The organism is Streptomyces sp. NPDC050315 (genome assembly GCF_040655775.1).
In the GTDB taxonomy this organism is placed as follows: Bacteria; Actinomycetota; Actinomycetes; order Streptomycetales; family Streptomycetaceae; genus Streptomyces.
In genome coordinates this window covers 17,614-42,063 of sequence record NZ_JBFAKN010000010.1, presented here as the reverse complement: position 1 = coordinate 42,063, position 24,450 = coordinate 17,614, and the positions used below count along the sequence as shown (strand labels likewise).

24 protein-coding genes are annotated in these 24,450 nt (G+C 73.0%); 14 read left to right on the top strand and 10 right to left on the bottom strand.

Features of this window, described 5'->3' with window-relative positions:
- Positions 1 to 7 precede the first annotated feature (7 nt).
- Positions 8 to 1,075, top strand: coding sequence for a uroporphyrinogen decarboxylase (hemE, locus tag AB0I82_RS31145; protein ID WP_363260774.1), 1,068 nt, complete (start codon positions 8 to 10; stop codon positions 1,073 to 1,075).
- Positions 1,076 to 1,118: 43 nt separating this feature from the next.
- On the opposite strand, the gene AB0I82_RS31140 is transcribed toward hemE, so the two are convergent.
- Complete coding sequence (locus tag AB0I82_RS31140; protein ID WP_363260773.1) at positions 1,119 to 2,510, bottom strand: FAD-dependent oxidoreductase; 1,392 nt, start codon at positions 2,508 to 2,510, stop codon at positions 1,119 to 1,121.
- 194 nt (positions 2,511 to 2,704) lie between these two features.
- Between AB0I82_RS31140 and AB0I82_RS31135 the strand changes: the two genes are divergently transcribed.
- The 5 genes from AB0I82_RS31135 to AB0I82_RS31115 are packed head-to-tail and all read left to right on the top strand — an operon-like array spanning position 2,705 to position 7,430.
- On the top strand, positions 2,705 to 3,037 hold the full coding sequence (locus tag AB0I82_RS31135) for a hypothetical protein (protein ID WP_363258270.1): 333 nt from the start codon (positions 2,705 to 2,707) through the stop codon (positions 3,035 to 3,037).
- Between the two features lie 31 nt (positions 3,038 to 3,068).
- Positions 3,069 to 3,380, top strand: coding sequence for a pore-forming ESAT-6 family protein (locus AB0I82_RS31130; RefSeq protein WP_363258271.1), 312 nt, complete (start codon positions 3,069 to 3,071; stop codon positions 3,378 to 3,380).
- Positions 3,381 to 3,433: 53 nt separating this feature from the next.
- Positions 3,434 to 3,826, top strand: coding sequence for a DUF6507 family protein (locus AB0I82_RS31125; RefSeq protein WP_363260772.1), 393 nt, complete (start codon positions 3,434 to 3,436; stop codon positions 3,824 to 3,826).
- A complete protein-coding gene (locus AB0I82_RS31120) occupies positions 3,823 to 6,456 on the top strand; it encodes a hypothetical protein (protein WP_363260771.1) in 2,634 nt (877 codons plus the stop codon). The genes AB0I82_RS31125 and AB0I82_RS31120 overlap by 4 nt, the downstream gene beginning before the upstream one ends.
- Complete coding sequence (locus AB0I82_RS31115) at positions 6,453 to 7,430, top strand: hypothetical protein (protein ID WP_363260770.1); 978 nt, start codon at positions 6,453 to 6,455, stop codon at positions 7,428 to 7,430. Before AB0I82_RS31120 ends, AB0I82_RS31115 begins: the two co-directional genes overlap by 4 nt.
- A gap of 53 nt (positions 7,431 to 7,483) precedes the next feature.
- Here AB0I82_RS31115 and AB0I82_RS31110 read toward each other — a convergent pair whose 3' ends face one another.
- The 3 genes from AB0I82_RS31110 to AB0I82_RS31100 all read right to left on the bottom strand — a co-directional run bounded on the left by AB0I82_RS31110 (position 7,484) and on the right by AB0I82_RS31100 (position 10,455).
- Positions 7,484 to 8,455 (bottom strand): PDR/VanB family oxidoreductase, encoded by a 972-nt coding sequence (locus tag AB0I82_RS31110; RefSeq protein WP_363260768.1) that lies wholly within the window; start codon positions 8,453 to 8,455, stop codon positions 7,484 to 7,486.
- Complete coding sequence (locus tag AB0I82_RS31105) at positions 8,452 to 9,513, bottom strand: aromatic ring-hydroxylating dioxygenase subunit alpha (RefSeq protein WP_363260767.1); 1,062 nt, start codon at positions 9,511 to 9,513, stop codon at positions 8,452 to 8,454. The genes AB0I82_RS31110 and AB0I82_RS31105 overlap by 4 nt, the downstream gene beginning before the upstream one ends.
- A gap of 171 nt (positions 9,514 to 9,684) precedes the next feature.
- The gene (locus tag AB0I82_RS31100; protein ID WP_363260765.1) at positions 9,685 to 10,455 is read right to left on the bottom strand and encodes an IclR family transcriptional regulator; all 771 of its coding nucleotides are present in this window, start codon (positions 10,453 to 10,455) and stop codon (positions 9,685 to 9,687) included.
- Between the two features lie 111 nt (positions 10,456 to 10,566).
- Between AB0I82_RS31100 and hemG the strand changes: the two genes are divergently transcribed.
- Together hemG and hemQ are read left to right on the top strand one after the other, a co-directional pair.
- A complete protein-coding gene (gene hemG, locus AB0I82_RS31095) occupies positions 10,567 to 12,021 on the top strand; it encodes a protoporphyrinogen oxidase (protein ID WP_363260764.1) in 1,455 nt (484 codons plus the stop codon).
- Positions 12,022 to 12,023: 2 nt separating this feature from the next.
- Positions 12,024 to 12,764 (top strand): hydrogen peroxide-dependent heme synthase, encoded by a 741-nt coding sequence (gene hemQ, locus AB0I82_RS31090; RefSeq protein ID WP_030252339.1) that lies wholly within the window; start codon positions 12,024 to 12,026, stop codon positions 12,762 to 12,764.
- A gap of 37 nt (positions 12,765 to 12,801) precedes the next feature.
- On the opposite strand, the gene AB0I82_RS31085 is transcribed toward hemQ, so the two are convergent.
- From AB0I82_RS31085 to AB0I82_RS31065, 5 genes are all read right to left on the bottom strand, one after another.
- Positions 12,802 to 14,343 carry an alpha/beta hydrolase gene (locus tag AB0I82_RS31085; protein ID WP_363260763.1) on the bottom strand — a complete coding sequence of 514 codons (1,542 nt, stop codon included), beginning with the start codon at positions 14,341 to 14,343 and terminating at the stop codon, positions 12,802 to 12,804.
- Positions 14,344 to 14,514: 171 nt separating this feature from the next.
- Complete coding sequence (locus AB0I82_RS31080) at positions 14,515 to 15,303, bottom strand: DUF4142 domain-containing protein (protein WP_363260762.1); 789 nt, start codon at positions 15,301 to 15,303, stop codon at positions 14,515 to 14,517.
- Between the two features lie 139 nt (positions 15,304 to 15,442).
- Positions 15,443 to 16,336, bottom strand: a complete 894-nt coding sequence (locus AB0I82_RS31075; protein ID WP_363260761.1) for a TIGR04222 domain-containing membrane protein — start codon at positions 16,334 to 16,336, stop codon at positions 15,443 to 15,445.
- 5 nt (positions 16,337 to 16,341) lie between these two features.
- A complete protein-coding gene (locus tag AB0I82_RS31070; protein WP_363260760.1) occupies positions 16,342 to 17,868 on the bottom strand; it encodes a DUF692 domain-containing protein in 1,527 nt (508 codons plus the stop codon).
- 235 nt (positions 17,869 to 18,103) lie between these two features.
- A complete protein-coding gene (locus AB0I82_RS31065; RefSeq protein ID WP_363260759.1) occupies positions 18,104 to 18,742 on the bottom strand; it encodes an NUDIX domain-containing protein in 639 nt (212 codons plus the stop codon).
- Positions 18,743 to 18,931: 189 nt separating this feature from the next.
- Here AB0I82_RS31065 and AB0I82_RS31060 point away from each other — a divergent pair, with 189 nt between their 5' ends.
- The 3 genes from AB0I82_RS31060 to AB0I82_RS31050 all read left to right on the top strand — a co-directional run bounded on the left by AB0I82_RS31060 (position 18,932) and on the right by AB0I82_RS31050 (position 21,105).
- A complete protein-coding gene (locus AB0I82_RS31060; protein ID WP_363260757.1) occupies positions 18,932 to 19,774 on the top strand; it encodes a nuclease-related domain-containing protein in 843 nt (280 codons plus the stop codon).
- 89 nt (positions 19,775 to 19,863) lie between these two features.
- Positions 19,864 to 20,778, top strand: coding sequence for a DUF4232 domain-containing protein (locus tag AB0I82_RS31055; protein WP_363260756.1), 915 nt, complete (start codon positions 19,864 to 19,866; stop codon positions 20,776 to 20,778).
- 48 nt (positions 20,779 to 20,826) lie between these two features.
- Positions 20,827 to 21,105 carry a hypothetical protein gene (locus AB0I82_RS31050; RefSeq protein ID WP_363260985.1) on the top strand — a complete coding sequence of 93 codons (279 nt, stop codon included), beginning with the start codon at positions 20,827 to 20,829 and terminating at the stop codon, positions 21,103 to 21,105.
- A gap of 88 nt (positions 21,106 to 21,193) precedes the next feature.
- Here AB0I82_RS31050 and AB0I82_RS31045 read toward each other — a convergent pair whose 3' ends face one another.
- Positions 21,194 to 21,973 carry an aminoacyl-tRNA hydrolase gene (locus tag AB0I82_RS31045; protein ID WP_363260755.1) on the bottom strand — a complete coding sequence of 260 codons (780 nt, stop codon included), beginning with the start codon at positions 21,971 to 21,973 and terminating at the stop codon, positions 21,194 to 21,196.
- A gap of 95 nt (positions 21,974 to 22,068) precedes the next feature.
- Between AB0I82_RS31045 and AB0I82_RS31040 the strand changes: the two genes are divergently transcribed.
- From AB0I82_RS31040 to AB0I82_RS31030, 3 genes are all read left to right on the top strand, one after another.
- Positions 22,069 to 22,746, top strand: coding sequence for an AIM24 family protein (locus tag AB0I82_RS31040; RefSeq protein WP_363260754.1), 678 nt, complete (start codon positions 22,069 to 22,071; stop codon positions 22,744 to 22,746).
- 106 nt (positions 22,747 to 22,852) lie between these two features.
- Positions 22,853 to 23,740, top strand: a complete 888-nt coding sequence (locus AB0I82_RS31035; RefSeq protein ID WP_363260753.1) for an ATP-binding cassette domain-containing protein — start codon at positions 22,853 to 22,855, stop codon at positions 23,738 to 23,740.
- Positions 23,737 to 24,405 carry an ABC transporter gene (locus AB0I82_RS31030; RefSeq protein ID WP_363260752.1) on the top strand — a complete coding sequence of 223 codons (669 nt, stop codon included), beginning with the start codon at positions 23,737 to 23,739 and terminating at the stop codon, positions 24,403 to 24,405. Before AB0I82_RS31035 ends, AB0I82_RS31030 begins: the two co-directional genes overlap by 4 nt.
- Positions 24,406 to 24,450: the final 45 nt, after the last annotated feature.

Below are 24,450 nucleotides of genomic sequence, written 5' to 3'. Positions count from 1 at the left end.
GACCCCCATGACGGGCCAGCAGCCGACCGCTTCCTTCGCGCCGGAGAGCGCGCGGGACTCCGCGTTCCTCAAGGCGTGCCGCCGGGAGCCGGTGCCGCACACGCCGGTGTGGTTCATGCGCCAGGCCGGGCGCTCACTGCCGGAGTACCGCAAGGTCCGCGAGGGCATCGCGATGCTCGACTCCTGCATGCGGCCCGAGCTGGTCACCGAGATCACGCTGCAGCCCGTACGCCGGCACAACGTGGACGCGGCGATCTACTTCAGCGACATCGTCGTCCCCCTGAAGGCCATCGGCATCGACCTGGACATCAAGCCCGGCGTCGGCCCGGTCGTCGAGCAGCCGATCCGCAGCCGCGCCGACCTGGAGCGGCTGCGCAACCTCACGCCCGAGGACGTCTCGTACGTCACCGAGGCCGTGCGGATGCTCGTCGGCGAGCTCGGCTCCACCCCGCTCATCGGTTTCGCGGGCGCCCCCTTCACCCTCGCCAGCTACCTCGTCGAGGGCGGCCCGTCCCGCAACCACGAGCACACCAAGGCGCTCATGTACGGCGACCCGCAGCTGTGGGCCGACCTGCTGGACCGCCTCGCCGACATCACCGCGGCCTTCCTGAAGGTGCAGATCGAGGCCGGCGCCAGCGCCGTGCAGCTCTTCGACTCCTGGGTCGGCGCGCTCGCCCCGGCCGACTACCGCCGCTCGGTCATGCCGGCCTCCGCGAAGGTCTTCGACGCGGTCAAGGGCTACGGCGTGCCGCGCATCCACTTCGGCGTCGGCACGGGCGAGCTGCTCGGCCTGATGGGCGAGGCGGGCGCGGACGTCGTCGGCGCCGACTGGCGGGTGCCGCTGGACGAGGCCGCACGCCGCGTCGGCCCCGGCAAGGCGATCCAGGGCAACATCGACCCGGCCGTGCTCTTCGCCCCGCGCGAGGCGGTGGAGACCAAGGCCCGCGAGGTACTGGACGCCGCCGCCGGCCTGGAGGGGCACATCTTCAACCTCGGCCACGGCGTGCTCCCGAACACCGAGCCGGAGGCGCTGACCCGCCTGGTCGAGTACGTCCACGAGCAGACGGCGCGCTGAGGCGCGACGGGGCGTCCGCCGCACGGCGGGCGCCCCGGCCCCTCTACTGCGGCGCGGCGTCCGCCCGTACCGCCTGCACCGCCTTGCGCGCCGCCACCAGCACCGGGTCCCACACCGGTGAGAACGGCGGCGCGTATCCCAGGTCCAGCGCCGTCATCTGTTCGACCGTCATCTTGGCCGTCAGCGCCACCGCCGCGATGTCCACCCGCTTCGCCGCGCCCTCGCGCCCGACGATCTGCATGCCCAGCAGGCGCCCCGAGAGCCGCTCGGCGAGCATCTTGACCGTCATCGGCGCGGCGTTCGGGAAGTACCCCACCCGGCTCGTCGACTCGATCGTGACGGCCACGTACTGCAGCCCCACGGCCCGCGCGTCCTTCTCGCGCAGCCCGGTCCGCGCGATCTCCAGGTCGCACACCTTGCTGACCGCCGTGCCCACCACGCCGGGGAAGGTCGCGTAACCGCCGCCCACACCCGAGCCGATGACCTGGCCGTGCTTGTTGGCGTGCGTGCCGAGTGCGATGTGCCGGTCCCGCCCGGAGACCAGGTCCAGCACCTCCACGCAGTCGCCGCCCGCCCAGATGTCCTCGTACCCGCGCACCCGCATCGCGAGGTCGGTCAGAATCCCGCCGGACGCGCCCAGCGGCAGCCCGGCCGCCTCGGCGAGCGTCGTCTCGGGCCGTACGCCCAGCCCGAGCACCACCACGTCCGCCGGGTACTCCTTCTCCGGCGTCACCACCCCGCACGCCCGGCCGTCGTCCCCGGTGCGGATCTCCGTGACCTCCGCGCCATTGACCATCTCGATGCCGAGCCCCGTCATCGCGTCGTGCACCAGACAGCCCATGTCCGGGTCCAGCGTGGACATCGGCTCCGCGCCGCGGTTGACGACCGTGACCTCGTACCCGCGCTGGATCAGCGCCTCGGCCATCTCCACGCCGATGTACCCGGCGCCCACCACGACCGCGCGCCGCCCCTCAGTACGGGACAGCGTGTCCAGCAGCGCCTGCCCGTCGTCGAGGGTCTGCACACCGTGCACGCCCGGCGCGTCGATACCCGGCAGCGGCGGCCGCACCGGCCTCGCGCCGGTCGCGAGCACGAGCTTGTCGTACTCCGTCCACTCCTCGGCGCCGGTTTCGAGGTCGCGTGACCGCACCCGCCGCTTCTCGACATCCACCTCCGTGACCTCCGTCCGCATCCGCAGGTCGATGTCCCGCTCCCGGTGCTGCGCGGCGGTCCGGGCGATCAGCGCGTCCCGCTCGTCCACGACCCCGCCCACCCAGTACGGAATGCCGCAGGCCGAGTACGACGTGAAGTGCCCGCGCTCGAACGCGACGATCTCCAGCTCCTCGGGCTTGCGCAGCCTGCGGGCCTGCGACGCGGCGGACATCCCCGTCGCGTCCCCGCCGACGACCACCAGCCGCTCCGGTCGCTCAGCCATGGCCGGCTCCCTCCTCGCTCCGCGGACGCACCCGCGCCCGGCACCGGAAAGGCTACGACCCGCGGCCTTCGCCACCCGGTGCCCGCGCCGCTGTCACGCCTGTGTCACAGCACTGTGTCCGGTGTTGGCAGAGATGTCCCTGGGTTGCAAAGATGTCTCAGCAAACAGTCGTTCAGCCCGGCAGGGGGAGCCTGATGAAGTTCGACATGGGAGCGCAGACGCTGTCGACGCTGCAGTCGAAGTCGCGTGGGTCGAGTGAGGATCTGGGGACGCTGATCCGGCAGCTGGTGGACGCCGCGGCGCCGCTGGAGGGCAAGTTCAACGGGTCGGGCAAGGCCGCCTTCGATCAGTTCAAGGCCCGCTCGGACGAGATCGCGTCTGCCCTGCAGAGTTCCCTGTCGGGGATTCTGGGCGGTCAGGCCGGGATGGATTCGGCGTTCAGCTCCGGTGATCAGGAGCACGGTGACAATGCGCGGCAGCAGATGTCGGCGGCGAATTTCGATGCGGCGCGTTTCGGCGCGCGCTGAACCTTCTGTGTGACGTGACGGGGAGTGTGTGATGGCTGGTGGGCAGGATCGTCGTTCGTACGACACGGCGGCGTCGGGTGATGCGCAGGGCAATATCCAGACGGTGATTGCGCGGCTGGAGCAGGTGATCACGGCGCGCGATGGTCAGGTGAAGGCGGCGATGGCGGATTTCACCGCCGATGGCGTGGCGGATGAGTACCACGGCAAGGAGCTGCGCTGGAACCGTGCCTCGCAGGAGGTCAAGAACATCATCCAGCTGCTGAAGACGACGCTGGAGAAGAACGACGGCACGGCGCAGCACACGCTGTCCCGGGCCAAGGCTGCGGTCGACAACATCGGCTGACCCGCCCGGACAGGGTCCGGTGCGGGCGGTAACGGGGGAGCGTGGGGTAGGGCATGACGGGCTGGGATCTGGATCCGCAGGGCATCCAGGGTGTGCTGAAGACGACCGGTGAGGTGGCCGGGAAGATCGAGACGCATACCAAGGCGTACGGGGACCATCTGCAGTCCGCGGCCACCAGCGCGGGCACGATCACCGCCGAGGGCGGCGGCCAGGGCGGGGAGAAGGCGGCCGGGGGGCTGGTGGCGCTGGCGCTGTCGCAGTTCTCCGAGCACACCATCAATGACCTGAAGTTCATCGCGATGCGGGCGGGCAAGTCGCTGAACGGTGCGGTGGATGCCACCACCGCGTACACCAATGGCGACCTGGAGATGGCGGCCGAGGCGCAGCGCAAGGCGCTGGGGGCGGTGGATGTGGATCCGAGCAGGCCGGGGGCGCAGCAGGCATGAAGATCGAGCTGAAGCCTGATCAGATCCCGCAGTACACCGGTGATCTGGCGCAGCTGGAGAAGGACCACGCCGCGCTGAAGACGGACGCCGGGCACATCCGTACCACCGGCTCGGACGTCCACTCCCACTTCCAGGGCCTGTCCGCGTACTACAAGGCCCCCGAGGCCGAGCAGCTCTTCGCCACCACCAAGCCGGTGCAGGACCGCGCGGACGGCTTCGCCGACGGCCTGGAAACCGTCGCCTCGGCCCTGTCCTCCTACGCCGACGAAATCCGCCCCCTCGTCCCCAAACTGGCGGAGCTGAAGACCAAGGCGCAGAACTTCATCCGCGACCACAAGGACGACGAGGACGGCGACTACGACGAGGACCTGATCGCCGAGCACAACCAGATCCGCGACGACATCACCGCCACCGTCGCCGCCTTCTGGGCGGCGGAGCGCACCTGCCACAACAAGATCACTGCGTTGTGGGGCGGGACGCAGATGGTGGCCGGGGACGGCTCGGACAAGAAGAACCAGTACGGCTTCTCGGCCGAGGACATGAAGAACGCCAAGCTCCCCTGGGGCGACCCGGTGGAGGAGCAGCACCACTGGTACGAGGTCGGCCACTGGGTGAAGTCCTTCGTGTGGGACGGCCTGATCGTCGACGGCATCTGGGGCACCATCAAGGGCCTGGGCACGCTGGTGGGTTTTGGCGGCTGGGACGCGATGGGCCAGGCCTGGAAGGGCCTGGCGCAGCTGGCCACCGGCCTGGCCATCTCCTCCATCCCCGGGGTCGGCGCGGCCTTCTGGACTCTGCCCGACGACAAGCTGCCGTCCTGGCTGCGGGATTCACGTACCGCGATGAAGGAGACCGGCAAGGCGCTGGTGGCCTGGGACGAGTGGGGCAAGAACCCCGCCCGGGCGGCCGGTGCGGTGACCTTCAACGTCGTCACCACCGTCTTCACCGGCGGTGCGGGCGGCGCGGCGGCCGGCGCGGGCAAGGCCGGAGCGGTCGCCAAGGCGCTGTCGGTGGCGGGTAAGGCGGGCAAGGTCATCGACCCGATGACCTACATCACCAAGGGCGCGGGCGCCGGCCTGTCCAAGATCGGCGACATCGCCAAGAGCATCAAGGGCATCGGGAAGATCGACGTTCCGGCGCTGCCGGCGGATGCGATCAGGCTGCCGGAGGGGTCGCTCAAGCTGCCCGACGGCACCGTCCGGCTGCCCGAGGGCGCGGCGGTTCCCGAAGGGGCGACCAGGCTGCCGGACGGCAACGTGCGGCTGCCCGACGACGTACCGGCCCTGCCGGAAAACGCCACCAGGCTGCCCACGAACCCCGGCGAGCCGGCCCGGTACTTCGACGGCGACGGCAACGTCCTCGACCAGCACGGGAACGTCCTGGACAGCATCGACAACGCCCCCAGGGAAGGCTCGCCGAACATCGAACGGCCCGCGGGCCAGGACCTGCCGCGAGTCGATGTCGACAGTCCGGCCAAGGTCCCGGCCATGGCCGGCGCCGCAGTACACGCCGCCGACAATGCGGGCCACGTCCGCCTGGGCGGCAGCTTCGACCTCGCCGACGCGGGCCGCCTCGGCGACGACGCGACCACCCCGTCGGGGCACGTGGGTGACGCCCCCGGAGGCACGGCCGACCACCTCCCGGGCGGCACCGCGCACGACCTCGGCCACGGCCCCTCGGCCCGCCACGAACCGCCCACGGGCGGCAGCCACCCGGGCGGCCACGGCGACGGTCCTGCGGGCGGGCACGACGGCCCGCCGTCCGGTGGCCACGACGGTCCCGGCACGGGCGGCCACGAAGGCCCCCCGGGCGCGCACGGTGAAGGTCCGGGCGGCCACGAGGGGCCCGGCGGTACCGGTGGTGAAGGCGGCGGCCCCGGAGGCGGCGGTCCGGGTGGGCCCGAGGGACCGCACGGCCCCGACGGGCCGGACGGGCCGGACGGCTGGGAGCGTCAGCCGGACGACTCCGGTCCGCTCGAACGCGGCAGCGAGACGGAGCAGCAGGTCCGGGACCAGGTACGGGGCACGGCGGTCAAGCACGGAGACGTGGACCGCATCCTGGACAACCTGGCCGACCATCCCGCGGGCCGCGAAATCGCCGACGCCATTGCTTCGGGACGGTTCCGGGATGCCCCGAATTTCTCCAATGTGGTGTCCGCGCTGACCGGAAAGGGCGAGATCTCCGGCTGCCTGGAACAGATCCGGCTGGCGAACCGGCTGCACGACAGCGGGCTCACCGACATCTCGTTCGAAATCAAGCAGGGCGGTCACGAGATCAAGCCCGGCGTGTTCACCGACCCCAAGACCGACCTCGACCTCATGGCACGGGACGCGGACGGGAACGTCCACGGCTGGCAGTTCAAGGACATGACCGGACCTGACTCGCCCGCCGATCCGGCCAAGGTCACCCGTAACATCTTCAAGAAGATCGGCCAGCTCACCGATTCGCATGCGGACGTGCAGACGTTCGTGGTCGAAACGAAGGCGTCGAGGGCCGAGATGGCCACCCAGATCGGGCGGTTCCAGAAGGGGTACGACTTCGATGGCGTGCAGTTCGTCGTCCGCTCGCCGGACGGTATTCTCTTCGTTCCGCGCGACGGGGGCACGTTCATGCCGGAGGGAACGCTGTGATCGCTAGCACGCCTGTGGCCCGCTGGGACTGGGGCCGCGACGACGAATCGGCGGACGCGCTCCTGCTGTGCCTCCGCGACCTCCTCACCGCCCGGTCCGTACTGGCCGAGCACCGGCTCGCGGACGGCGCGCCGACGGTACGCGTCTCCGTGAAGGAGGCGGGAAAGACCAACACGTACCTCTTCCAGGGCGAGCTGGCCGCGGCCGGCGCGGGCAGCCCGGCCGAGAGCGCCGAGGAGCTCGCCCGGCAGGTGCGGGCCGCCCTGCGCCCCGGCGCGCTCGGCGGGGTGTCGGCCGACACCGCCTGCGCCGGCACGGTGGCCGGACCGGACGGGGAGGTCCGTGAGGAGAGCCTGCTCCGGCTCGGCGCCCACGCGGCCGCGGACTTCGTGAGCGTGGACATGGTCACGTGCGCGGACGTCTGGATGCCGTACGACCTGAAGGGCCGTCCGCAGCCCGCCGTGTACGAGGCCAACGCGCCACGGCTGGCCGCGGTCCTGCGCGGTCTGGAGAAGGCGCTGGAGTCGGAGACCGAACCGGACGACCCGACCTACTTCGGCAAGCCGACCGAGACCGGCGTGGAAAACCGCCGCGAGCCGGACGGTACCCCGTCCGACGTGTGGTCCCGCTTCGAAATCCCCTCCCGGACCGAGGTCTTCCGGCAGCTGCCTTCATTCCGTCCGGGCTACCGGCGCACGACCGGCGGTGACGTGCAGTACGTCCCCGTCCGGGGCGAGCACGGCGTACTGGGCTACCTCTGGGCCTCCGACGCGGACAACGCCGCGAGCTTCGAGCCGCGGGCCGCGGCCGACGAGGAGGGCCGTCGGCAGGGCCTGGCACTGCTGGACCGACTGGCCGACGCATACGCCCGCGGACTGTCCCCGTCCCGCGCCCTCGCCGAACTGACCGGCGCGAGCACCACCCCGAGCGTCCGCCCCCTGCCCGCCCTGCGCGACCTGGCCCAGGAGGACTGAGCCGCGCCGGGCGGGCCCGGAGTTGACCCGCGCCCTCGCCCGGGTAGCGCGGATCAGAGCGCCAGCTTCAGGCGTGGCCCGTGGGAGCGGGAGACGCAGACGAGCATGGTGTCGCCTGACGCGCGTTCCGCTTCCGTGAGGAGGTGGTCGCGGTGGTCGGGGGTGCCGGACAGGACCTCGGTCTCGCAGGTGCCGCAGGTGCCGGCGCGGCAGGACGAGAGCACCTGTACGCCGGCGTCCTCCAGCGCCTCCAGGATCGAACGGCCGGGCGGTACGCGTACGGTGCGCCCCGAGTCGGCCAGTTCCACTTCGAAGGGCGTGTCCGTGCCGTCGGCGGCGGGAGCGGGGCGGAAGCGTTCCACGTGCAGGGCGTCGTCGGGCAGCCCCGCCGCCCGGCACTGTTCTTCGATGGCGGTGAGCAGTGCCTCGGGCCCGCAGGCGTACACGAGCGTGCCCGGGGGCGCGTCCCCGAGGAAGCCCGCCAGGTCCAGCAGCCCGTACTCGTCCTCCGGGCGCAGCGTGACGCGCTCCCCGTATGCGGCGAGCCGGTCGGCGTACGCCATGGAGGCGCGCGTGCGGCCCCCGTAGAGCAGCCGCCAGTCGGCCTCGAAGGCCTGCGCCGCGGCGATCATCGGGAGCAGCGGGGTGATGCCGATGCCGCCGGCGAGGAAGAGGCAGCGGGCGGGGGGAGCGGACGGGGGCTCGAAGGGGAAGTGGTTGCGGGGCGCGGTGGCGGTGATCTTGTCGCCTGCGGCGAGGCGGTCGTGCACGTATACCGAGCCGCCCGTGCCAGCGGTCTCGCGCAGTACCGCGACCCGCCACTCGCCCCGTACGGCCAGGTCCCCGCACAGGGAGTACGAGCGAGCCAGGCCCGGCGCGAGGTGCAGGTCCAGGTGGGCGCCGGGCGACCAGGCGGGCAGCGGGCCGCCGTCCGGGCGGCGCAGCGACAGCTCACACACGCCATCGGCGACGGCCCGCTTGCGCGCGACGACGAGATCGAGGAGGGCGAGGGAGGGGGCACTCATCGGGCCGACCCCGCGATCATCCGCTCCAGTACGCGCCGCGCCGCCAGCCCGCCCGCGTCGATGCCGATGCTCAACTCCTGTACCCGGCGGCCCTCTTCCTCGGCCGTGACCTTCTCCAGGATGTCCAGCGCCGTCACGTCCTGAAGGACGACGGTGCGGTTGAAGTCGTGGAGGAAGTCGCTGACCTTCTCGTCCTCGCGGGCGAAGTCCCGTGCTACCAGCCAGAAGTCGTACGTCGTCGTCTCCGTGGACGGGGTGATGGCGTACGCGATCTCGGTGTGGAAGGCGTCCGGGTCGCTGCCGTCCGCGCCCGGTACCGAGCCGACCGGCGCGATCCGGCTGTGCAGCAGGTACAGGCAGGGCGCGTGGTACTCGATGTCCTGCCAGCGGCTGACGCGGCCCTTCAGGCCTGTGGAGTCGGCGTAGAAGGGCGGGCACTCGGCGTCGTCCATGTGCCGGCTGACCCGGACGATGCCGCGCTCCTCGTCGGCCTCGGTGGTGATCGGGGTGGCGGCGACCTCCGGGGTGCCGATGTAACCGCCGTGCAGGAACGTCTCGTGGGAGAGGTCCAGGAGGTTGTCGATGAGCAGGCCGTAGCGGGCGTTGAGCGGTTCCATGCCGCGTACGACGGTCCGCTTCGGGTCGGCGAGCCAGGGGGCGCGCGGCACGGCGGACGCGTCGGCGCGCGCCGGGTCGCCGATCCACACCCATATGAAGCCGTCCAGTTCGGCGACGGGGTACGAGGCGACGCGCGCGGTGCGCGGCACACGGGTCTGCCCCGGTACGGAGACACAGGAGCCGGCCCGGTCGTAGGTGAAGCCGTGGTAGCCGCAGACCAGCCGGCCGTCCTCCAGCGTGCCTTCGGAGAGCGGGTAGCGGCGGTGCACGCAGCGGTCGGCGAGCGCGACGGCCTCGCCCTCGGGCGTGCGGTAGAGCGCGAGCGGCTCGCCGCAGACGGTACGGGCGAGGATCTCCCCGCCGCCGGCCTCGCCGCCGACTTCGCTTCCGTACGCGGCGACGTACCACTGGTCGCGGGCGAATGCGGTGGGAACGGGCATGAGTGGCCTCCTCGGCGACGCACAGGGACCCGGGCGGCCCCACGGCGCATCAGACTGTGCGGTCGCGCCTCAGGAGCGGACAAGGGGCCCTTCCAGCAGCTGGAAACATGCGTGCACGGGGGTTGCGCGTCGCACCTTCGATGCGCAAGGGCCCCGATGCGCAAGGGCCACTCAAAGAACGGGCAGACTCCGCGAGATGCCCTGCGCCGCGACCCGTACCGCGGGTGCGAGCAGGGCCGCGCGGCCCTCGCTCACCGGGACGACGACCGACAGCGCGGCCACGGCACGCCCGTCCGGCCCGCGGACCGGCGCCGCCACGGACACCGCGTCCATCGTGATCTGCCGCTCGCTGACCGCCACCCCGGAGGTACGCACGTCCGCGAGGACCGATCGCAGCAGTGCCGGGTCGCCGATGGTGCGCTCGGTGAAGCGGCGCAGCGGCGCGGCACACACCTGCGCGACCACGGAGGGCGGCGCGTACGCCAGGAGCGCGAGGCCCACACCGGTGGCGTGCAGCGGCCAGCGCGCCCCCACCCTCGTACGCACCCCGACCGCCGAGCGCCCCGAGATCAGCTCGATGTACACCGTCTCCAGGCCGTCCCGTACGGCGAGTTGGATGTTCTCGTGCGTTGCTTCGTAGAGGTCCTCCATGAAGGGCAGCGCGGCCTGCCGCAGCCCCACGCCGCGCCGTGCGAGCACCGCGATCTCCCACAGCCGCAGCCCGATCTCGTACCGGCCGTCCGCGCGGCGTTCCAGCGCGCCCCACTCCGTCAGCTTGCCCGCGAACCGGTGCGCGGTGGCCAGCGGCAGGCCGGCCCGGCGGGCCAGCGCGGTCAGGGTCAGGCTGCGGTGCGCGTGGTCGAAGGCGCCGAGGAGGGCGAGCACACGATCGGCTGCCGATCGCCCGCTCGCGGGCCCGGCCTGCGGATCGCGCGGGACCATGGCGCCACCCCGCCTCCGCTCGCCCGTCCCTATATGAAGCCGCGAGCATAGTGGAGCCCCCGGACCGGCTCCCAGGGCCGGGCGCCGGGCGGGCTCTGAGAGAGTGGGGGCATGAGCACAGCGCACACCGGTACGGGCCACGCGCCCGGCCACGTCGTCGTGATCGGCGGCGGCATTTCGGGTCTGGCAGCCGCGCACCGCGCGCTCGACGGCGGCGCGCGGGTGACCGTACTGGAGGCGTCCGGGCGCCTCGGCGGCAAGCTGCGGGCCGGCGCGGTCGCGGGCGTACCGGTCGACCTGGGCGCCGAATCGATGCTCGCCCGGCGTCCGGAGGCGGTCGAGCTCGCGCGGGCAGTCGGGCTCGGCGACCGGCTGCAGCCGCCGTCCACCGCGACCGCCGCTCTCTGGACGCGCGGCGCGCTGCGCCCGATGCCCAAGGGGCACGTCATGGGCGTGCCCGGCGGCCCGGCGCCGCTCGCCGCCTCCGGAGTGCTCTCCGAAGAGGGCCTCGCGCGCATCGAGGAGGACGCCGAGCTGCCGCGCACCGAGGTCGGCGAGGACGTCGCGGTCGGTGAGTACGTCGCCGAGCGGCTGGGCCGGGAGGTCGTCGACCGGCTCGTCGAGCCGCTGCTGGGCGGGGTGTACGCGGGCGACGCGTACCGCATCTCCATGCGGGCCGCCGTTCCGCAGCTCTTCGAGGCGGCGCGGAATCACCGCTCTCTTACGGAGGGCGTGCGGGCCATTCAGGCGCGCACCGCCGCCACCGTGCACCAGACGGGTCCCGCCGCGTCCGGACCGGTCTTCATGGGCATCGACGGCGGCATCGGCACGCTGCCGGGCGCGGTCGCCGACGCGGTACGGGCCAAGGGCGGCGAGATCCACCTGAACACGGCCGTGCACCAGGTGCGGCGGTCCGGCGACGGCTGGGAGGTCCACGTCGAGGACCGGATCGAACGGGCCGACGCCGTCGTTCTCGCCTGCCCCGCGCCCGCCGCGGCCCGCCTCCTCCGCCACGAGAGCCCCGCCGCCGCCACGGAGCTGGACGGCGTCGAGTACGCCTCCATGGCGCTGGTCACCATGGCCTTCCGGCGCGCCGACGTCGAGGGGCAGCTCACCGGCAGCGGCTTCCTCGTCCCGCCGGTCGACGGCCACAAGATCAAGGCGGCCACGTTCGCGAGCAACAAGTGGGGCTGGATCGACGCCGCCGACCCGGACCTCTTCGTGCTGCGTACCTCGATCGGGCGCCACGGGGACACCGCCGACCTGGCGCGCGAGGACGCCGAGCTGGTGGACCTCTCGCTGGCCGACCTGCGCGAAGCGGTGGGGCTGCCCGCCGCGCCCGTAGAGGCGCGCGTCACCCGATGGGACGGCGGCCTGCCGCAGTATCCGGTGGGCCACCTGGAGCGGGTGGCCCGCATCCACGAGGCCGTCGGCCGGCTCCCCGGCCTCCGGGTGTGCGGCGCGCTCTACGAGGGCGTCGGCATCCCGGCCTGCATCGCCAGCGCGACAAAGGCCGCCGACGCGGTACTGGCCACCCTGACGCCGGGCATTCCGGCCGACGAGTGAGAATGGACGACATGACTGACGCCACCCCTGGGCCCGCGCCCGAGAAGACCCCGAACGCCGGCAAGAAGGCGAAGGACCTCAACGAGGTCATCCGCTACACCCTCTGGTCGGTGTTCAAGCTGCGTGCCGCCCTCCCGGAGGACCGCAGCGGTTACGCCGAAGAGGTCGACGAGCTGTTCGAGCAGCTCGCCGCCAAGGACGTGGTGGTCCGCGGCACGTACGACGTGTCCGGCATCCGCGCCGACGCCGACATCATGATCTGGTGGCACTCGGAGAGCTCGGACGCGCTCCAGGAGGCGTACAACCTCTTCCGCCGCACCAAGCTCGGCCGCGCCCTGGAGCCGGTCTGGTCGAACATGGCGCTGCACCGCCCCGCCGAGTTCAACAAGTCGCACATCCCGGCCTTCCTGGCCGACGAGCAGGCGCGCGACTACGTGAGCGTCTACCCGTTCGTGCGCTCGTACGACTGGTACCTCCTCCCCGACGAGGACCGCCGCCGGATGCTCGCGGACCACGGCAAGATGGCCCGCGGCTTCCCGGACGTGCGCGCCAACACCGTGCCGTCCTTCTCGCTCGGCGACTACGAGTGGATCCTCGCCTTCGAGGCCGACGAGCTGTACCGCATCGTCGACCTCATGCGGCACCTGCGCGGCTCCGAGGCGCGGCTGCACGTCCGCGAAGAGGTGCCGTTCTACACCGGCCGCCGCAAGCCGGTCTCGGAGCTGGTGGCCGGGCTGGCCTGACCGGGCCCCGCCCGACCGGCCTGGTTCCGCGCCCGACTCACTTCTCGCCGGGCTCGGGCTCCTTGCGCGGCTTGCAGAACGCATCCCGCGCCGGGACCCGCCCGGTGAGCAGGTAATCCTCGGTGTACTTGTTCACGCAGTCGTTCTCGCCGAAGGCGATCCCGTGGTTGCCGGCGTCGCGCTCGGTGACCAGCGTCGACCCGGCCAGCCTGCGGTGCAGCTCCTGCGCGCCCGCGTACGGCGTGGCGCCGTCCCGCTCCGCCGCGAGCAGCAGTACCGGGGGCAGCGCCCCGGGGGCCGTACGGACGTCCAGCGGGCGCTGCTGCACCGTGCGCGCCGGCCGGGGCCAGAACGCGCAGGGCAGGTTCATCCACGCGTTGTCCCAGGTCTCGAAGGGCGCGGCCTGCGCCACGATCGTGTTGTCGCGGTCCCACGTCGCCCAGTCCCGGGGCCACTCCGCGTCATTGCACTCCACGGCCGAGTAGACCGCGTCGCCGTTCTCCTTCGACACCGCGTCCGCCGGGTCCGGCGCCGCCTGCGCGATCAGCGGCTTCGGGTCGCCCTTGAGGTACTTGGACAGCGCGGCCGCCCGGATGGGCCAGTAGTGGTCGCTGTACCCGGCCGTCAGGAAGGCGGACTGCAGCTGGGCCGGGCCGACCTTGCCGCCCGCCGGCTTCCGCCGCAGCTGCGCGGCCGCCCGGTAGTAGGACTTGCCCACCGCCTCCGCCGTCGTCCCGAGGCGGTACGTCTTGTGGTGCTTGGCCACCCAGGTGCGCCAGTCGTGCCAGCGGCCCTCGAAGGCGATGTTCTGTTCGAGGTTGTTGCGGTACCAGATGTGGTCCGGGGCCGGGTTCACGACGCTGTCGAAGACGATGCGGCGCACGCGCTCCGGGTACAGCGTCGCGTACACCGCGCCCAGATAGGTGCCGTACGACGCGCCCATGAAGGTGAGCTTCTTCTCGCCCAGCGCGGCCCGCAGCATCTCCAGGTCACGCGCGTTGTTCAGCGTGTTGTAGTGCTGCAGCGCCGACCCGGCGCGGCGCGCGCAGCCCTCGGCGTACTCCCGCGCCTCCTTGAGCTTCTGCTGCTTGAAGCGCTCCGAGGGGTGCACCGGGCTGTCCGAGGGCGCCTTCGACGACTTCTCGGGGTCCTCGCAGGAGAGCGGTGCCGACCGCCCCACCCCGCGCGGCGCGTAGCCGACGAAGTCGTACGCCCTGGCCGTGCGGCGCCACTCGGGCAGCTCGCCGTACATGGGGAACGGCATCGCGGTGCCACCGGGGCCGCCGGGGTTGTAGAGCAGCGCGCCCTGCCGCTCGCGCGCGGGGCCGGTGGCGCGGCGCCGGCTGACCGTGAGGTCGATCTGCTTGCCTTCGGGGTGCGCGTAGTCCAGGGGCACGCGGACCTTGCCGCACTCCACGCCGGACGGCAGGTGCTCCACGGGGGCGCAGCGGCCCCATGAGATCTTCTTCGGGGCGGGCGCGGGGAGTCCGGTCTCCGCCTCCGCGCCGTCCGCCGGAGCGGCCGCCAGGGTGCCCAGGACCAGTGACCCGATGGCGCCGAACAACGCTACTGACTTCACAAGCCGTCCCTTCGTGGTCACCGTGCCGCCCCGAATGGCGTCACCGTGTGTGACAAAAGGGATACTTGAGCGGGGATTTGATGATGTAAAGCACCGGGCGCCGGTGTCGGAAGGGATGCCCCGGAAGAGACCGTACGGGGGCGCGGGGTGGCTGTCTCGCTGCCTCCGGGGTCAGCGCTCCGCGTCCTCCCCGTGGGACCGGCCCGCGCGGCCGGTGTCCTCCGGGGCGGGCGCCGAGGCGGCCGGCGGCAGCGAGAACGTCGCGGACGGGGTGGCGGGCTCGGGAGGTGCGGGCGGCGCCGACGGCGTCGCCGGTACGGGCGGCGGCGCGGCCGGCGGCGTCGGCGAACCCGACGCCTGGGTGTCCCGCGCGATGGCGTCGAAGTCCACGACACCGGTGCGTTCGAGCACGGTGATGTGATCGAGCACGGTCGCGTTGGCGTCGTCCGCCAGCTCGCGGACCAGCGAGTTGCGGGTGGTCGCGCGGACCTGCGCGACGACCGTGAAGACCTTGCCGTGCGCCAGCCGCAGGATGTTGGCGAACTTCCGGTCGTACTCGGCGCCGCGCGCGGCCTCCAGTTCGGAGAGCCAGCCCTGCTGCTGCTCGTTGGGCTGGTTGGGCAGGTCGACGCCGAGCTGCGCGGCCACCTCCCGTACGCGCCGGTCGAGTTCGACGTGCCCGGTCACGAGGTGGTCGCCCGCGGTCCGTACGGCCTTGGTGGTGCCGCGCTCCTGCGCCTGCTGCCCGGCCGGCAGCTCCCACAGCCCGGCCAGCCGTACCTTGGTCACGAAGTCGCGGTCGAGCGCGGAGAGCGGGCCGGAGCGGGTGGCGACGGTGCCCGCGTCGGGGTCGGTGCCGGCTGCCGACAGCCCGGCGAAGGACAGGATGGGGAAGAGCAGTGCGGCTGCCGTCGCGACGAGTGCGGCGACGACGAGACCGGTTCCGGTGACGGTTCGCATGGTGCCTCCTGGTGCGGCACCGCACGCTAATCGGGCCCGCCCGGCCCGCGCCCCCCGTTCGCCGAAGACCGCTCAAGGGGAGGCGGGGGTTGGTACGTTGGCGGGTTTCCGGGGCCGCTCGTGCGGGCGTGAGCGCCTCTCAGCTGCCCGAGCCGCACCACGTCCCGCCGCTGTCCCCGGTGGCGCTCCAGTCGGCGCCAGGGCCCGTGGAGGACACCGCGGCGGCCGTCGCGGTGCCGGCCGCGGCCCGCTGCGCCTCCAGCAGGTGATCGCGCAGTACGCGGTCCACCAGCACCGCCACGCCGCCGACGGCCACGGTGAGCGCGGCGGACCGGTCCGCCGGGTCGGCGGCGGCCGCCTTGTTCGCCGCGCGGAACCGCTTCAGGGCCCGCTTGCCGGCCTTCGTGATGCGGCGGCGCACCGCGCTCCGGCACAGCGTGCCGACGAAGATCCCCGCGAACACCGCGGGCGTCACCTTCAGTACGAACGGCATGTTCTGCGGGTACTGCGGGGCGCCGTCGTCCAGCCCGCCCGTCACCGACTGGAAGATGCCGAGGAAGAAGACGCACATGCACGCACCGATCTGCAGCCGGGCCAGCTGCCGCCAGCGCCGGCCCGTCTCCGGGCGGCGCAGCAGGCCGCGGTCGGCCAGCCGGTCGCCGATCTGCTGGACGGCCGCGCTGTGCATGACCGTGGGGCGCAGCCGCGTCAGCGAGCCGCCGGGCGTGCGCGCGAGCGCTTCCAGTACCGCGGACTCGACCGGGTCGTGCGAGACGGCGGGGCGGCGCGCGGTGACCGTCCCGGGGCCGCCGATCGCCAGTCGGCCGTCGCCGTGCATCCCGGCGATCGCCGCGTCGGCGACCCGGCCGGGACCGCCGGCGAGGAAAGCGTTCTCCCAGAGGTCGTGCGAGTCCACGTCGACGAGCAGGGGGGTCCGGGGGGACGGCGTGGCGCGGCGGGTGTGGACCGTACCGGCGATGAGCACCACTGAGGAAGCGGCGACGGCCCAGTACACCAACTGCGCGAAGGACAAAGTGATTACCTCCCACTCCGGGATCTGCTCCGGGGTCTGTCGCCATACTCCACCCGCGAGGCACCCGTCGGCACGCTCGGGGGTGCGCTCCGGCCGTGCACCGTGCCGTCCGGGGCCGGGCCACCGTCCGCTGTGCCGTCCGTCGTGCCGCCCGGGGCCGCACCGCCGTCTGCCGGGTGGTCCCTATTGGGCAGCAGGCGGCCGGTCACCGTGCGGGCCAGCCGGGCCAGCCGTGCCGCGGGGCGGTCCGACGGCGGGGTGGGGCCCGCACGCTCGCGCCACCACTGTGTCAGCTCCCGGCGCGCGGCGGGGTGCGCCGGCAGCCCGAGGGCGAGCAGATGGCCGGCGAAGTCCAGCGCGTCACGGCGGTAGCCGCCACGCATCGGCCGGGCCTGCGCGTAGTCCAGGAAGGCGCTGCGGTAGTCCGCTCCGAGTATGCCGGGCAGCTCCGGCGCGACCGAGGCGATCACATCGGCGCGCTTGGCCGCCAGCGCGCGCCGCTGCACGGCCAGCCGCTCCCCGTCGAACCCCGCGGGGTCCGGCTCGCCCGCCACGAGCGCCGCGAGCAGCTCTTCCTGCGCGGCGGCCAGACGGGCGCGGGCGGCTTCGACGTCCCCCGGACGGCGGCCGGGCACCGGTGCAGGTGGGGAGGCGGGCTTCGGCGGCGTCCCCTCGACGACGGCTCGGATGGCGTCCAGTTCGGCGGCCAGCTCCTCCGTAGCGGGGAAGTTCTCGTCGCGTTCGAGGAGGACGCCGGGCGGCCCGACGCGGGCGCACAGCTCGGCCAGTACGTCCAGGACCGGCTGCGTCACGGGGTGGGCATGGCTGTCGTGCCACACCCCGTCCCGTTCGAAACCGCCCGCGACATGGACGTACGCGATCGCCTCCACGGGCAGCGCGGCCAGCGCGGCCGCCGGGTCCTCGCCCCGGTTGACGTGGTTGGTGTGCAGATTCGCCACGTCGATCAGCAGCCGTACGCCGGTCCGCTCGACGAGCTCGGCGAGGAACTGCCCCTCGGTCAGCTCCTCGCCCGGCCAGTTGACCAGCGCCGCGATGTTCTCCAGCGCCAGCGGTACCGGGAGCGCGTCCTGTGCGATGCGTACGTTCTCGCACAGCACGTCCAGCGCGTCGTACGTCCGCGGTACGGGCAGCAGGTGCCCCGCCTCCATACGCGGCCCGCCGGTGAGCTCGCCACCGGCCCGTACGAAGGCGATGTGCTCCGTGACGAGGGGCGCGGCGAGCGCTTCGGCGCGCTCGGCCAGCGCGGCCAGCCGCCCGGCGTCCGGCCGCTCGGCGCCGCCCAGCCCGAGGGAGACGCCGTGCGGCACGACCGTCGTGCCGCGGGCGCGCAGCGCTTCGAGGGCGGGCGGGAGATGGCCGGGACAGATGTTCTCCGCGACGACCTCGACCCAGTCGATACCGGGCAGCCGGGCGATACCGTCGGCGATCTCCGGCCGCCAGCCGATGCCGGTACCCAGGCGCGTGTGGCGCGCCCGCCGCTCCCGATCGCCCGTATGCCTTGGCTGCTCCATGGCTCCCCGTTCCCCCTGCACTCCCGACTCCGCGTATTCCGTACTCATCACCTCTCTGGGGAGGACGAACCATCCATCGGCCGGGTTCAGAGCCGGATCTGAGCTTTTTCCCGGTCTTTGCGCAGCGTACGGGGGCGGTGCGTGGTGTACGGGGGCTGCTGCGTGACATACGGGGTCGTTGTGCGGCGTAAGGGGTCGTTGCGCGGCCCACGCTCGCCGACTCTCCCGTTCACCTTCACCGTCGGGTGAACTCCGGCTGGGTCACCGTGTCGACCCGGGTCGGGCGGCCGAGCAGGGCCACCTCCCGGAACTGCCACAGCAGCGCACCGGTAGGCGCGTGGATCACCATCCCCGGGCGCAACGGCATCTGCAGCAGCGGCCCGCCGTCCGGAGCCGTGACCCACCGCGGCAGGTCCGGCTCGCGCAGCCGCCGCAGCGGTACATGGTGCACCGACTGGACCTCCCCGGGGGCCGGCCGCGGCAGCGCCGGTTCGCGCGGGACGACGACCAGCGGCGTGATCACGAACCCGGAGTCGGTACGGAAGTCGTCCAGATACCCGGCGATCTCCTCGGGGCCGGCGTCGACCGAGGTCTCCTCGGCCAGCTCCCGCAGCGCGGCGGCCGCCGCCGACTCGCCCTCGTCCAGGCGGCCGCCGGGGAGCGCCCACTGCCCGGCGTTGCGGCCGCGCGGCGCCCGCTTGATCACCAGTACGTGCGGCTCGTCGCGGTACGGGAGCACCGTGAGGCACACGGCGGCGCGGCGCACGCCCTCGGGTACGGCGATCTCGCGCCTCTCGAAGGCCGCGAGGTTGGCACGCAGGGCGGCTTCGAGCCGGGACGGATCCGCGAGGTCCGCTTCCTTCAACGTCGACATCGGCATCATCACGATGTACCACGACCGGACGCGCGTTCCCACCCTTTTGTGGACGTTCACCGGCTCGTTCTGCGTACCTTCACTCGCTCTTGCCCGTGCCGCGGGCTCCTGGTCCCATGGGGGAAGGGCGGGGCAGTCGCCGCGGCGGTTGCCCGCCGAAGCGAGGCCCGTGAGGGTGCGCGAGGGGTGATGTCCGTGGGACCGACGCCGGACGACCCCGAACGGCCCTTCCTGCCGCCGGACGAGGACTCCGATCGGCTCTTCCTGCCGCCGGACAACGATCCCGATCGGCTCTTCCCGCCGCCGGACAACGACCCCGATCGGCTTTTTCTGCCGCCGGACGACGACCTCGCGCCGAACCGCCCCGGGGAGGTGCTCCGTACCCACCTCGCCGCGCACCCCCTCGACGGCCCCGCGCTCTTCGCCGCCCGGCTGCTGGCCCGGCGGCCCGTACAGGACGAGTGGCGGCACCGGCTCGCCGCGGAGTGCGCGGTGGGCGCGGAGCTGGAACGGCTGGGCCGCGGCGGCTGGCACGTACTGCACTCCCTGCCGCTGCCACCCGGCAGCGAGATCAGCCACCTGCTCATCGGGCCGGGCGGGGTCTTCTGCCTCGCCACGGAGTACGTGCGTGCCGCGCTCGTACGGGCCGACACCACCGATGTGCGCCCGGGGCGCGGTCGGCGCCCGCAGCCGTACGTGCGCCGGGCCCGCCAGCGCGCCGACCGCGCGACCTACGCCCTGACCCGCGCCTGCGGCTTCCCGGTCCCCGTCCACCCCGTACTCGTCCTCATCGGCCCGCGCCACATCGAACGGCTGCCGAACCGATCCGGGGCGGAGGGACCCGGGGCGGACCGATCCGGGGCGGAGCCGCTTGCCGACGCGGACGCGAAGGGCGACGACGCGGACGTACGGCTCGTGCTCGGAGCGCAGGCGGTCACCGCACTCGGCGCCCTGGGCGGCGTACTGACCCCCGCAACCGCCGACCGCATCCACACGGTCGCCCGCAACCGCCGCACGTGGCAGGGCATTTGAGTCCGGGCGGGCTCCCCCCAAGTCATCTCATCGCCGGAATTATGGCCTCCGCCATAGGAGCCTGGCCCACGCCCTGGTGAGGTGACCGAATGCGAAGACCCGCTGCCCTCTTACCGGCGCTCACCGCGACCGCCCTGCTCCTCACGGCCTGCGGAACGGAGCGCGCGACCCCCGGGAACACCGACGCCCCCGTGTCAGTACCGTCGTCCCGCGCACAGACTGACGACCCGGGCATGGACGACGTACGAATCACCTCACTCACCCTCCCGTCGACCACGGACTCAACGGACTCAACGGTCTCAAGGGACTCAACGGACTCAGAGGCCGTCGCCGCCTACGAAGTCACCAACGAGGGCACCGAGACGCTGACCTACTCGATCGTCATCACCTTCACGAGCAGCGACGGCGGGGCGATGTCGAATCGGACCGCGACCGTGCGCGATGTCCGCCCCGGGAAGACCGTGCGCGGTACGGTCCGGGCCGAAGAACTGCCGCCCGGCGCGCCGCGGGTGACGCGGGCCAAGGTCCTCAGAGTGAGCAAGGTGCCCGCGCGGGAGGCGCCGGCCGAGCCGGGCACCTGCCCCACCTCAGGAATCCGCGTCAGCGCCGACCAGGGCGACGCGGCCATGGGGCTGCGTGTCGTGGGCCTGCACCTCGACAACTGCGGTACCCGCGACTACACCGTCGAGGGCTACCCGCTGCTGGAACTCCTGGACGGCGACCTCGAACCCGTCCATGGCATCAAGATCCTCCACGGCAGTGGCGACATCACCACCGGCGTCGGGCCCGACGAGCAGCCCCGCCCGGTCACGCTCGAACCCGGCGAGTCGGCGACCGCCGGCTTGGTGTGGCGCAACACCACCGGGTCCGGTACGTCAGTGAACGTGCCCCATGTGCGGATCCGGGCGAAGCCCGGCGCCGACCCGGTCACCGTCACCCCGCACCTCGACCTGGGCACCACAGGAAAGCTCGGCGTCAAACCGTGGACCAAGACGGAGCCCTAGCAGGCGCCACTCATGCGCCCCGGCGGCATCGCTACAGTGCCGGCTATGATGGAGCAACGGGGCGATATACCCGACGAGTTCGACATCAATTTCGACATCAAGTGGGCGGAGCAGGGGCCGAAGGAGCCGTCGGCGCGTGCCCGGATGCTCGCCGCACGGTGGAGGGACAACCCGCCCGAACCGCAGCCGTTCCGCGCGGACCCGACCCCGGCTGCGCGGACCGTACGGTTCACCGACTCCGGATACCGCCGCTCCTGGACATCCGTCGCCATCGTCGCCGCGGGCATCGCCCTGCTCCTCGCCACGGTGACCCTGCTGACGGCGTGACGGCGTGACGGCGTGACGGCGTGACGGCGCGGCAGCAACGTAGCGGGGCCGTCAGCTCACCACGGCCGAGCCCCGCGGCCGGCCCCGTTCACCTCCCGGACGGCCGTCCTATCCGGGGGAGAGGACAGAAGCGCTCACCCCCCTCGGCGACGACCGTGCAGGAGCCGGGGGCGATTTCCGTGAAGCCCGCGTCGCGGACGACGGGGAGGCCGCTGCGGGTCAGCTCCGCCCACCGGTCCGGCTCCGCCGTGCGTACCGACAGCGGGAAGCCGGCCGCCTGCCAGGCCGCGCGCTCGGGGCCGGACAGCTCCCACCACGCGAGCTGCGCGCCGTGGCCCGCCTGGGCCATCGCCTTGCCCGCCGACATGTCCAGCTCCGGGCTCAGCCACAGCACGGGCGCCGCCGGGTCGGGCGCGCCCGGCGGCTCCGGGTCGTCCAGCTCCGTGCCCGAAACCTGGAGCTTGACCAGCTCCTTGGGCCAGCCGTCCAGCGGCACCGGCGGGAAGACCCGCACCTCGGCGGAGTCGCCGGTGATCGTGATGCCCGGCAGCTCCGCCGCGCGCCGCCACTCCGCGCCCCGCGCCCGCCGCACGACCTTGCGGATGCGGGCGTCCTGCCAGTCCCGCACGGCGGCGGCCCACTCGCCGTCGTCCAGCGCGCGCTCGTCCGAGAGCAGTACGAGGACCGCCCGCGCGGCCGTCTCCAGCGCGTCCGTACGCGCCGGCGGCGCGGCCTTCTCCAGCCGGACGACCAGCGGCAGTACGAACTGCGGTGCCGCGTCGCGGTCGGTCTCCGCACGGCGCGGAGTGTCGGACGGCGTCTCGCTGTGCGGGACGACCGGGGTCTCTGGGGTCTCGGTGCTGCTCACGAATTCAGTCTGCCAGCAGCCACTGACAATCCCCGGCGCGGCCGTCCGCCGGACCTTCTTGGCGGAGCGGAACGTTCCGGGCGATCATCCTCACCATGCAGAGCGAACTCTTCTCGTCCGAGAACTTGGTCACCCCGGCCACCGCCCCCGGCATGACGCTGCAGAACGCCAAGTCGATCAAGTACGCGGTGGACGGCGAGTGCTACGCGCGCCAGGGCTCGATGGTCGCCTTCCGCGGCAACCTGCAGTTCGAGAAGCAGGGCCAGGGGGTGGGCAAGTTCCTCAAGCGTGCGGTCACGGGCGAGGGGCTGGCTCTGATGGCCGTGCGCGGCCAGGGGGAGGTGTGGTTCGCGCACGAGGCACAGAACTGTTTCATCGTCGACCTCGCCCCCGGGGACAGCATCACCCTCAACGGCCGCAACATCCTGTGCTTCGATGCCACGCTGTCCTACGAGATAAAGGTCGTGAAGGGCGCCGGAATGACCGGCGGCGGGCTCTTCAACTCCGTGTTCACCGGGCACGGCCAGCTCGGCGTGATGTGCGAGGGCAACCCGATCGTCATCCCGGTCAGCCCGCAGCTGCCGGTCTTCGTGGACACCGACGCGGTGGTCGGCTGGAGCGCCGCGCTGAAGACCTCGCTGCACCGCTCGCAGAGCGTCGGGTCGATGATCCGCGGCGGGTCGGGCGAGGCGGTACAGCTGCGCCTGGACGGCGAGGGGTTCGTGATCGTACGGCCCAGCGAGGCAAAGCCCGCCCAGTCGTCGAACGGCTGAGGCCCGGGGACCGGCACCGAGGGCGCATACCGGCACTGAGGCGAGCACCGGTACTGAGGCGAGCACCGGCACTATGGCGAACACCGGCACGGGGGCGGACACCGGAATGAGGCTGCACAAGGTGGGGCGGCGCTACGGCCTGCGCGGCCCCTGGGTGCTGCGCGACGTCGACCTCGAAGTGCCGCGCGCGTCCCTGCTGCGCATCGAGGGCACGAACGGCAGCGGCAAGTCCACGCTGCTCCGCCTGTTCGCCGGGATCGACGCACCGAGTACGGGCCGCGTCACGGGACGCCCGCGCGCCGCGTACGTACCGGAGCGCTTCCCCGCGGCGCTGCCCTTCACGGCCGTGGAGTACCTCGGCCATCTCGGGCGCGTCCACGGGCTGCGCGGTGCCGCGCCGGCCCGCCGGGCCACCGAGTGGCTGGAGCGCTTCGGGGCGGCGGGGCACTCCCGTACGCCGCTCGCCGAGCTCTCCAAGGGCACCAGCCAGAAGGTCGCCGTCATACAGGCGCTGCTCGCCGAGCCCGAACTGCTCGTACTGGACGAGGCGTGGACCGGCCTGGACGGCACGGCGCGCGGCACCCTCGACCGCGCCGTGGCCGAGCGCGTCGCGGCCGGCGGCACCGTCGTGTTCGTCGACCACGACCCGGCACGCCTGGCCGGCGCCGCGGACGCCTGCTATCGGATCGTGGACGCGGGCCTGCATCCGCAGGACGCGCCTCCGTATGCGGCGCACGCCACCCCGGGGCCGCGCGTGACCGTGGTGGCGCAGGGCCCGCCCGGCGCCATCCCGCCGCCCGGCCTCCCGGGCGCGCCCGCCACCGTGCCCGGCCCGGACGGCACGACCCGGTTCACCGTCCCCGCCGCGCACTCGGACACGCTGCTGCACGCCCTCCTCACGGCCCGTCCGCCGTGGCACATCCAGGCCGTAGCCCCCGAAGGCGCGCACCCGGCCCACCCCGCCCAGACCGCACCGAGGCCCGATACCCCGTGATCCCGCTGCTCCGCTATCACTTCGCGCTGCTCATCGGCTCGCACCGCTGGCTGCCGCCCGCCCTCCTGTACGCCGCTTTCGTGGCGATCGGCATCCGGGCCGGTGATCCGGTGCTCGACGGATACGGGTACGCCGCAGCGCCACTGCTGCCCGTGGCCGTATGGCTGGTACGGGCCTGCGTGACCGGCGAACCGCCCGCCGCGCGGGCCTGCACCGCGGCTGCCGCGGGCCCAGGCCGCGCGCACCTGGCGGCCGTCCTGACCGCGGCGCTGGCCACGACGGTCCTCGGGGCGCTCGGTACGGGCTTCGTCGCGCTGGTCTCCGACCCGCACAGCGCCGATCACCGCACGGTGGTACCGATGGGGCCCGCGACCCTCGCCGGGGCGCTCACGGCGCTCTCCTGCGTCCTGCTGGGCGCCGCAGCCGGCGCGCTGGCCAACCGGCCGGTGCTGCGCAGCGCGGGATGGGCGGTCCCCACGGGCGCGCTGGCCGCCCTGCTGCTGCTCGTCACCGCCGCCTCGCCCGCGAACGCCGCGGTCAGCGGCCTGGTCACCGGCTCGTCCGACGGCACGGTGACCATTCCTTGGCTGCCGTTGGGGGCGGCCGCGCTGATCGCCGCCGCGGCCGTCACGGCGGCCTGTGCGCTCAGCTCGCGGCGTACGTGAGCGGCAACGGCAACCGGCGCACCGCCCGTACGGGCCGGTCGGCCG

Bases quoted from the DNA above. Each gene is read 5' to 3' on its own strand.
- hemE (WP_363260774.1), top strand. From the start codon at position 8: ATGACGGGCCAGCAGCCGACCGCTTCCTTCGCGCCGGAGAGCGCGCGG.
- AB0I82_RS31140 (WP_363260773.1), bottom strand. From the start codon at position 2,510: ATGGCTGAGCGACCGGAGCGGCTGGTGGTCGTCGGCGGGGACGCGACG.
- AB0I82_RS31135 (WP_363258270.1), top strand. From the start codon at position 2,705: ATGAAGTTCGACATGGGAGCGCAGACGCTGTCGACGCTGCAGTCGAAG.
- AB0I82_RS31130 (WP_363258271.1), top strand. From the start codon at position 3,069: ATGGCTGGTGGGCAGGATCGTCGTTCGTACGACACGGCGGCGTCGGGT.
- AB0I82_RS31125 (WP_363260772.1), top strand. From the start codon at position 3,434: ATGACGGGCTGGGATCTGGATCCGCAGGGCATCCAGGGTGTGCTGAAG.
- AB0I82_RS31120 (WP_363260771.1), top strand. From the start codon at position 3,823: ATGAAGATCGAGCTGAAGCCTGATCAGATCCCGCAGTACACCGGTGAT.
- AB0I82_RS31110 (WP_363260768.1), bottom strand. From the start codon at position 8,455: ATGAGTGCCCCCTCCCTCGCCCTCCTCGATCTCGTCGTCGCGCGCAAG.
- AB0I82_RS31105 (WP_363260767.1), bottom strand. From the start codon at position 9,513: ATGCCCGTTCCCACCGCATTCGCCCGCGACCAGTGGTACGTCGCCGCG.
- AB0I82_RS31100 (WP_363260765.1), bottom strand. From the start codon at position 10,455: ATGGTCCCGCGCGATCCGCAGGCCGGGCCCGCGAGCGGGCGATCGGCA.
- hemG (WP_363260764.1), top strand. From the start codon at position 10,567: ATGAGCACAGCGCACACCGGTACGGGCCACGCGCCCGGCCACGTCGTC.
- hemQ (WP_030252339.1), top strand. From the start codon at position 12,024: ATGGACGACATGACTGACGCCACCCCTGGGCCCGCGCCCGAGAAGACC.
- AB0I82_RS31080 (WP_363260762.1), bottom strand. From the start codon at position 15,303: ATGCGAACCGTCACCGGAACCGGTCTCGTCGTCGCCGCACTCGTCGCG.
- AB0I82_RS31070 (WP_363260760.1), bottom strand. From the start codon at position 17,868: ATGGAGCAGCCAAGGCATACGGGCGATCGGGAGCGGCGGGCGCGCCAC.
- AB0I82_RS31065 (WP_363260759.1), bottom strand. From the start codon at position 18,742: ATGTCGACGTTGAAGGAAGCGGACCTCGCGGATCCGTCCCGGCTCGAA.
- AB0I82_RS31060 (WP_363260757.1), top strand. From the start codon at position 18,932: ATGTCCGTGGGACCGACGCCGGACGACCCCGAACGGCCCTTCCTGCCG.
- AB0I82_RS31055 (WP_363260756.1), top strand. From the start codon at position 19,864: ATGCGAAGACCCGCTGCCCTCTTACCGGCGCTCACCGCGACCGCCCTG.
- AB0I82_RS31050 (WP_363260985.1), top strand. From the start codon at position 20,827: ATGGAGCAACGGGGCGATATACCCGACGAGTTCGACATCAATTTCGAC.
- AB0I82_RS31040 (WP_363260754.1), top strand. From the start codon at position 22,069: ATGCAGAGCGAACTCTTCTCGTCCGAGAACTTGGTCACCCCGGCCACC.
- AB0I82_RS31035 (WP_363260753.1), top strand. From the start codon at position 22,853: ATGAGGCTGCACAAGGTGGGGCGGCGCTACGGCCTGCGCGGCCCCTGG.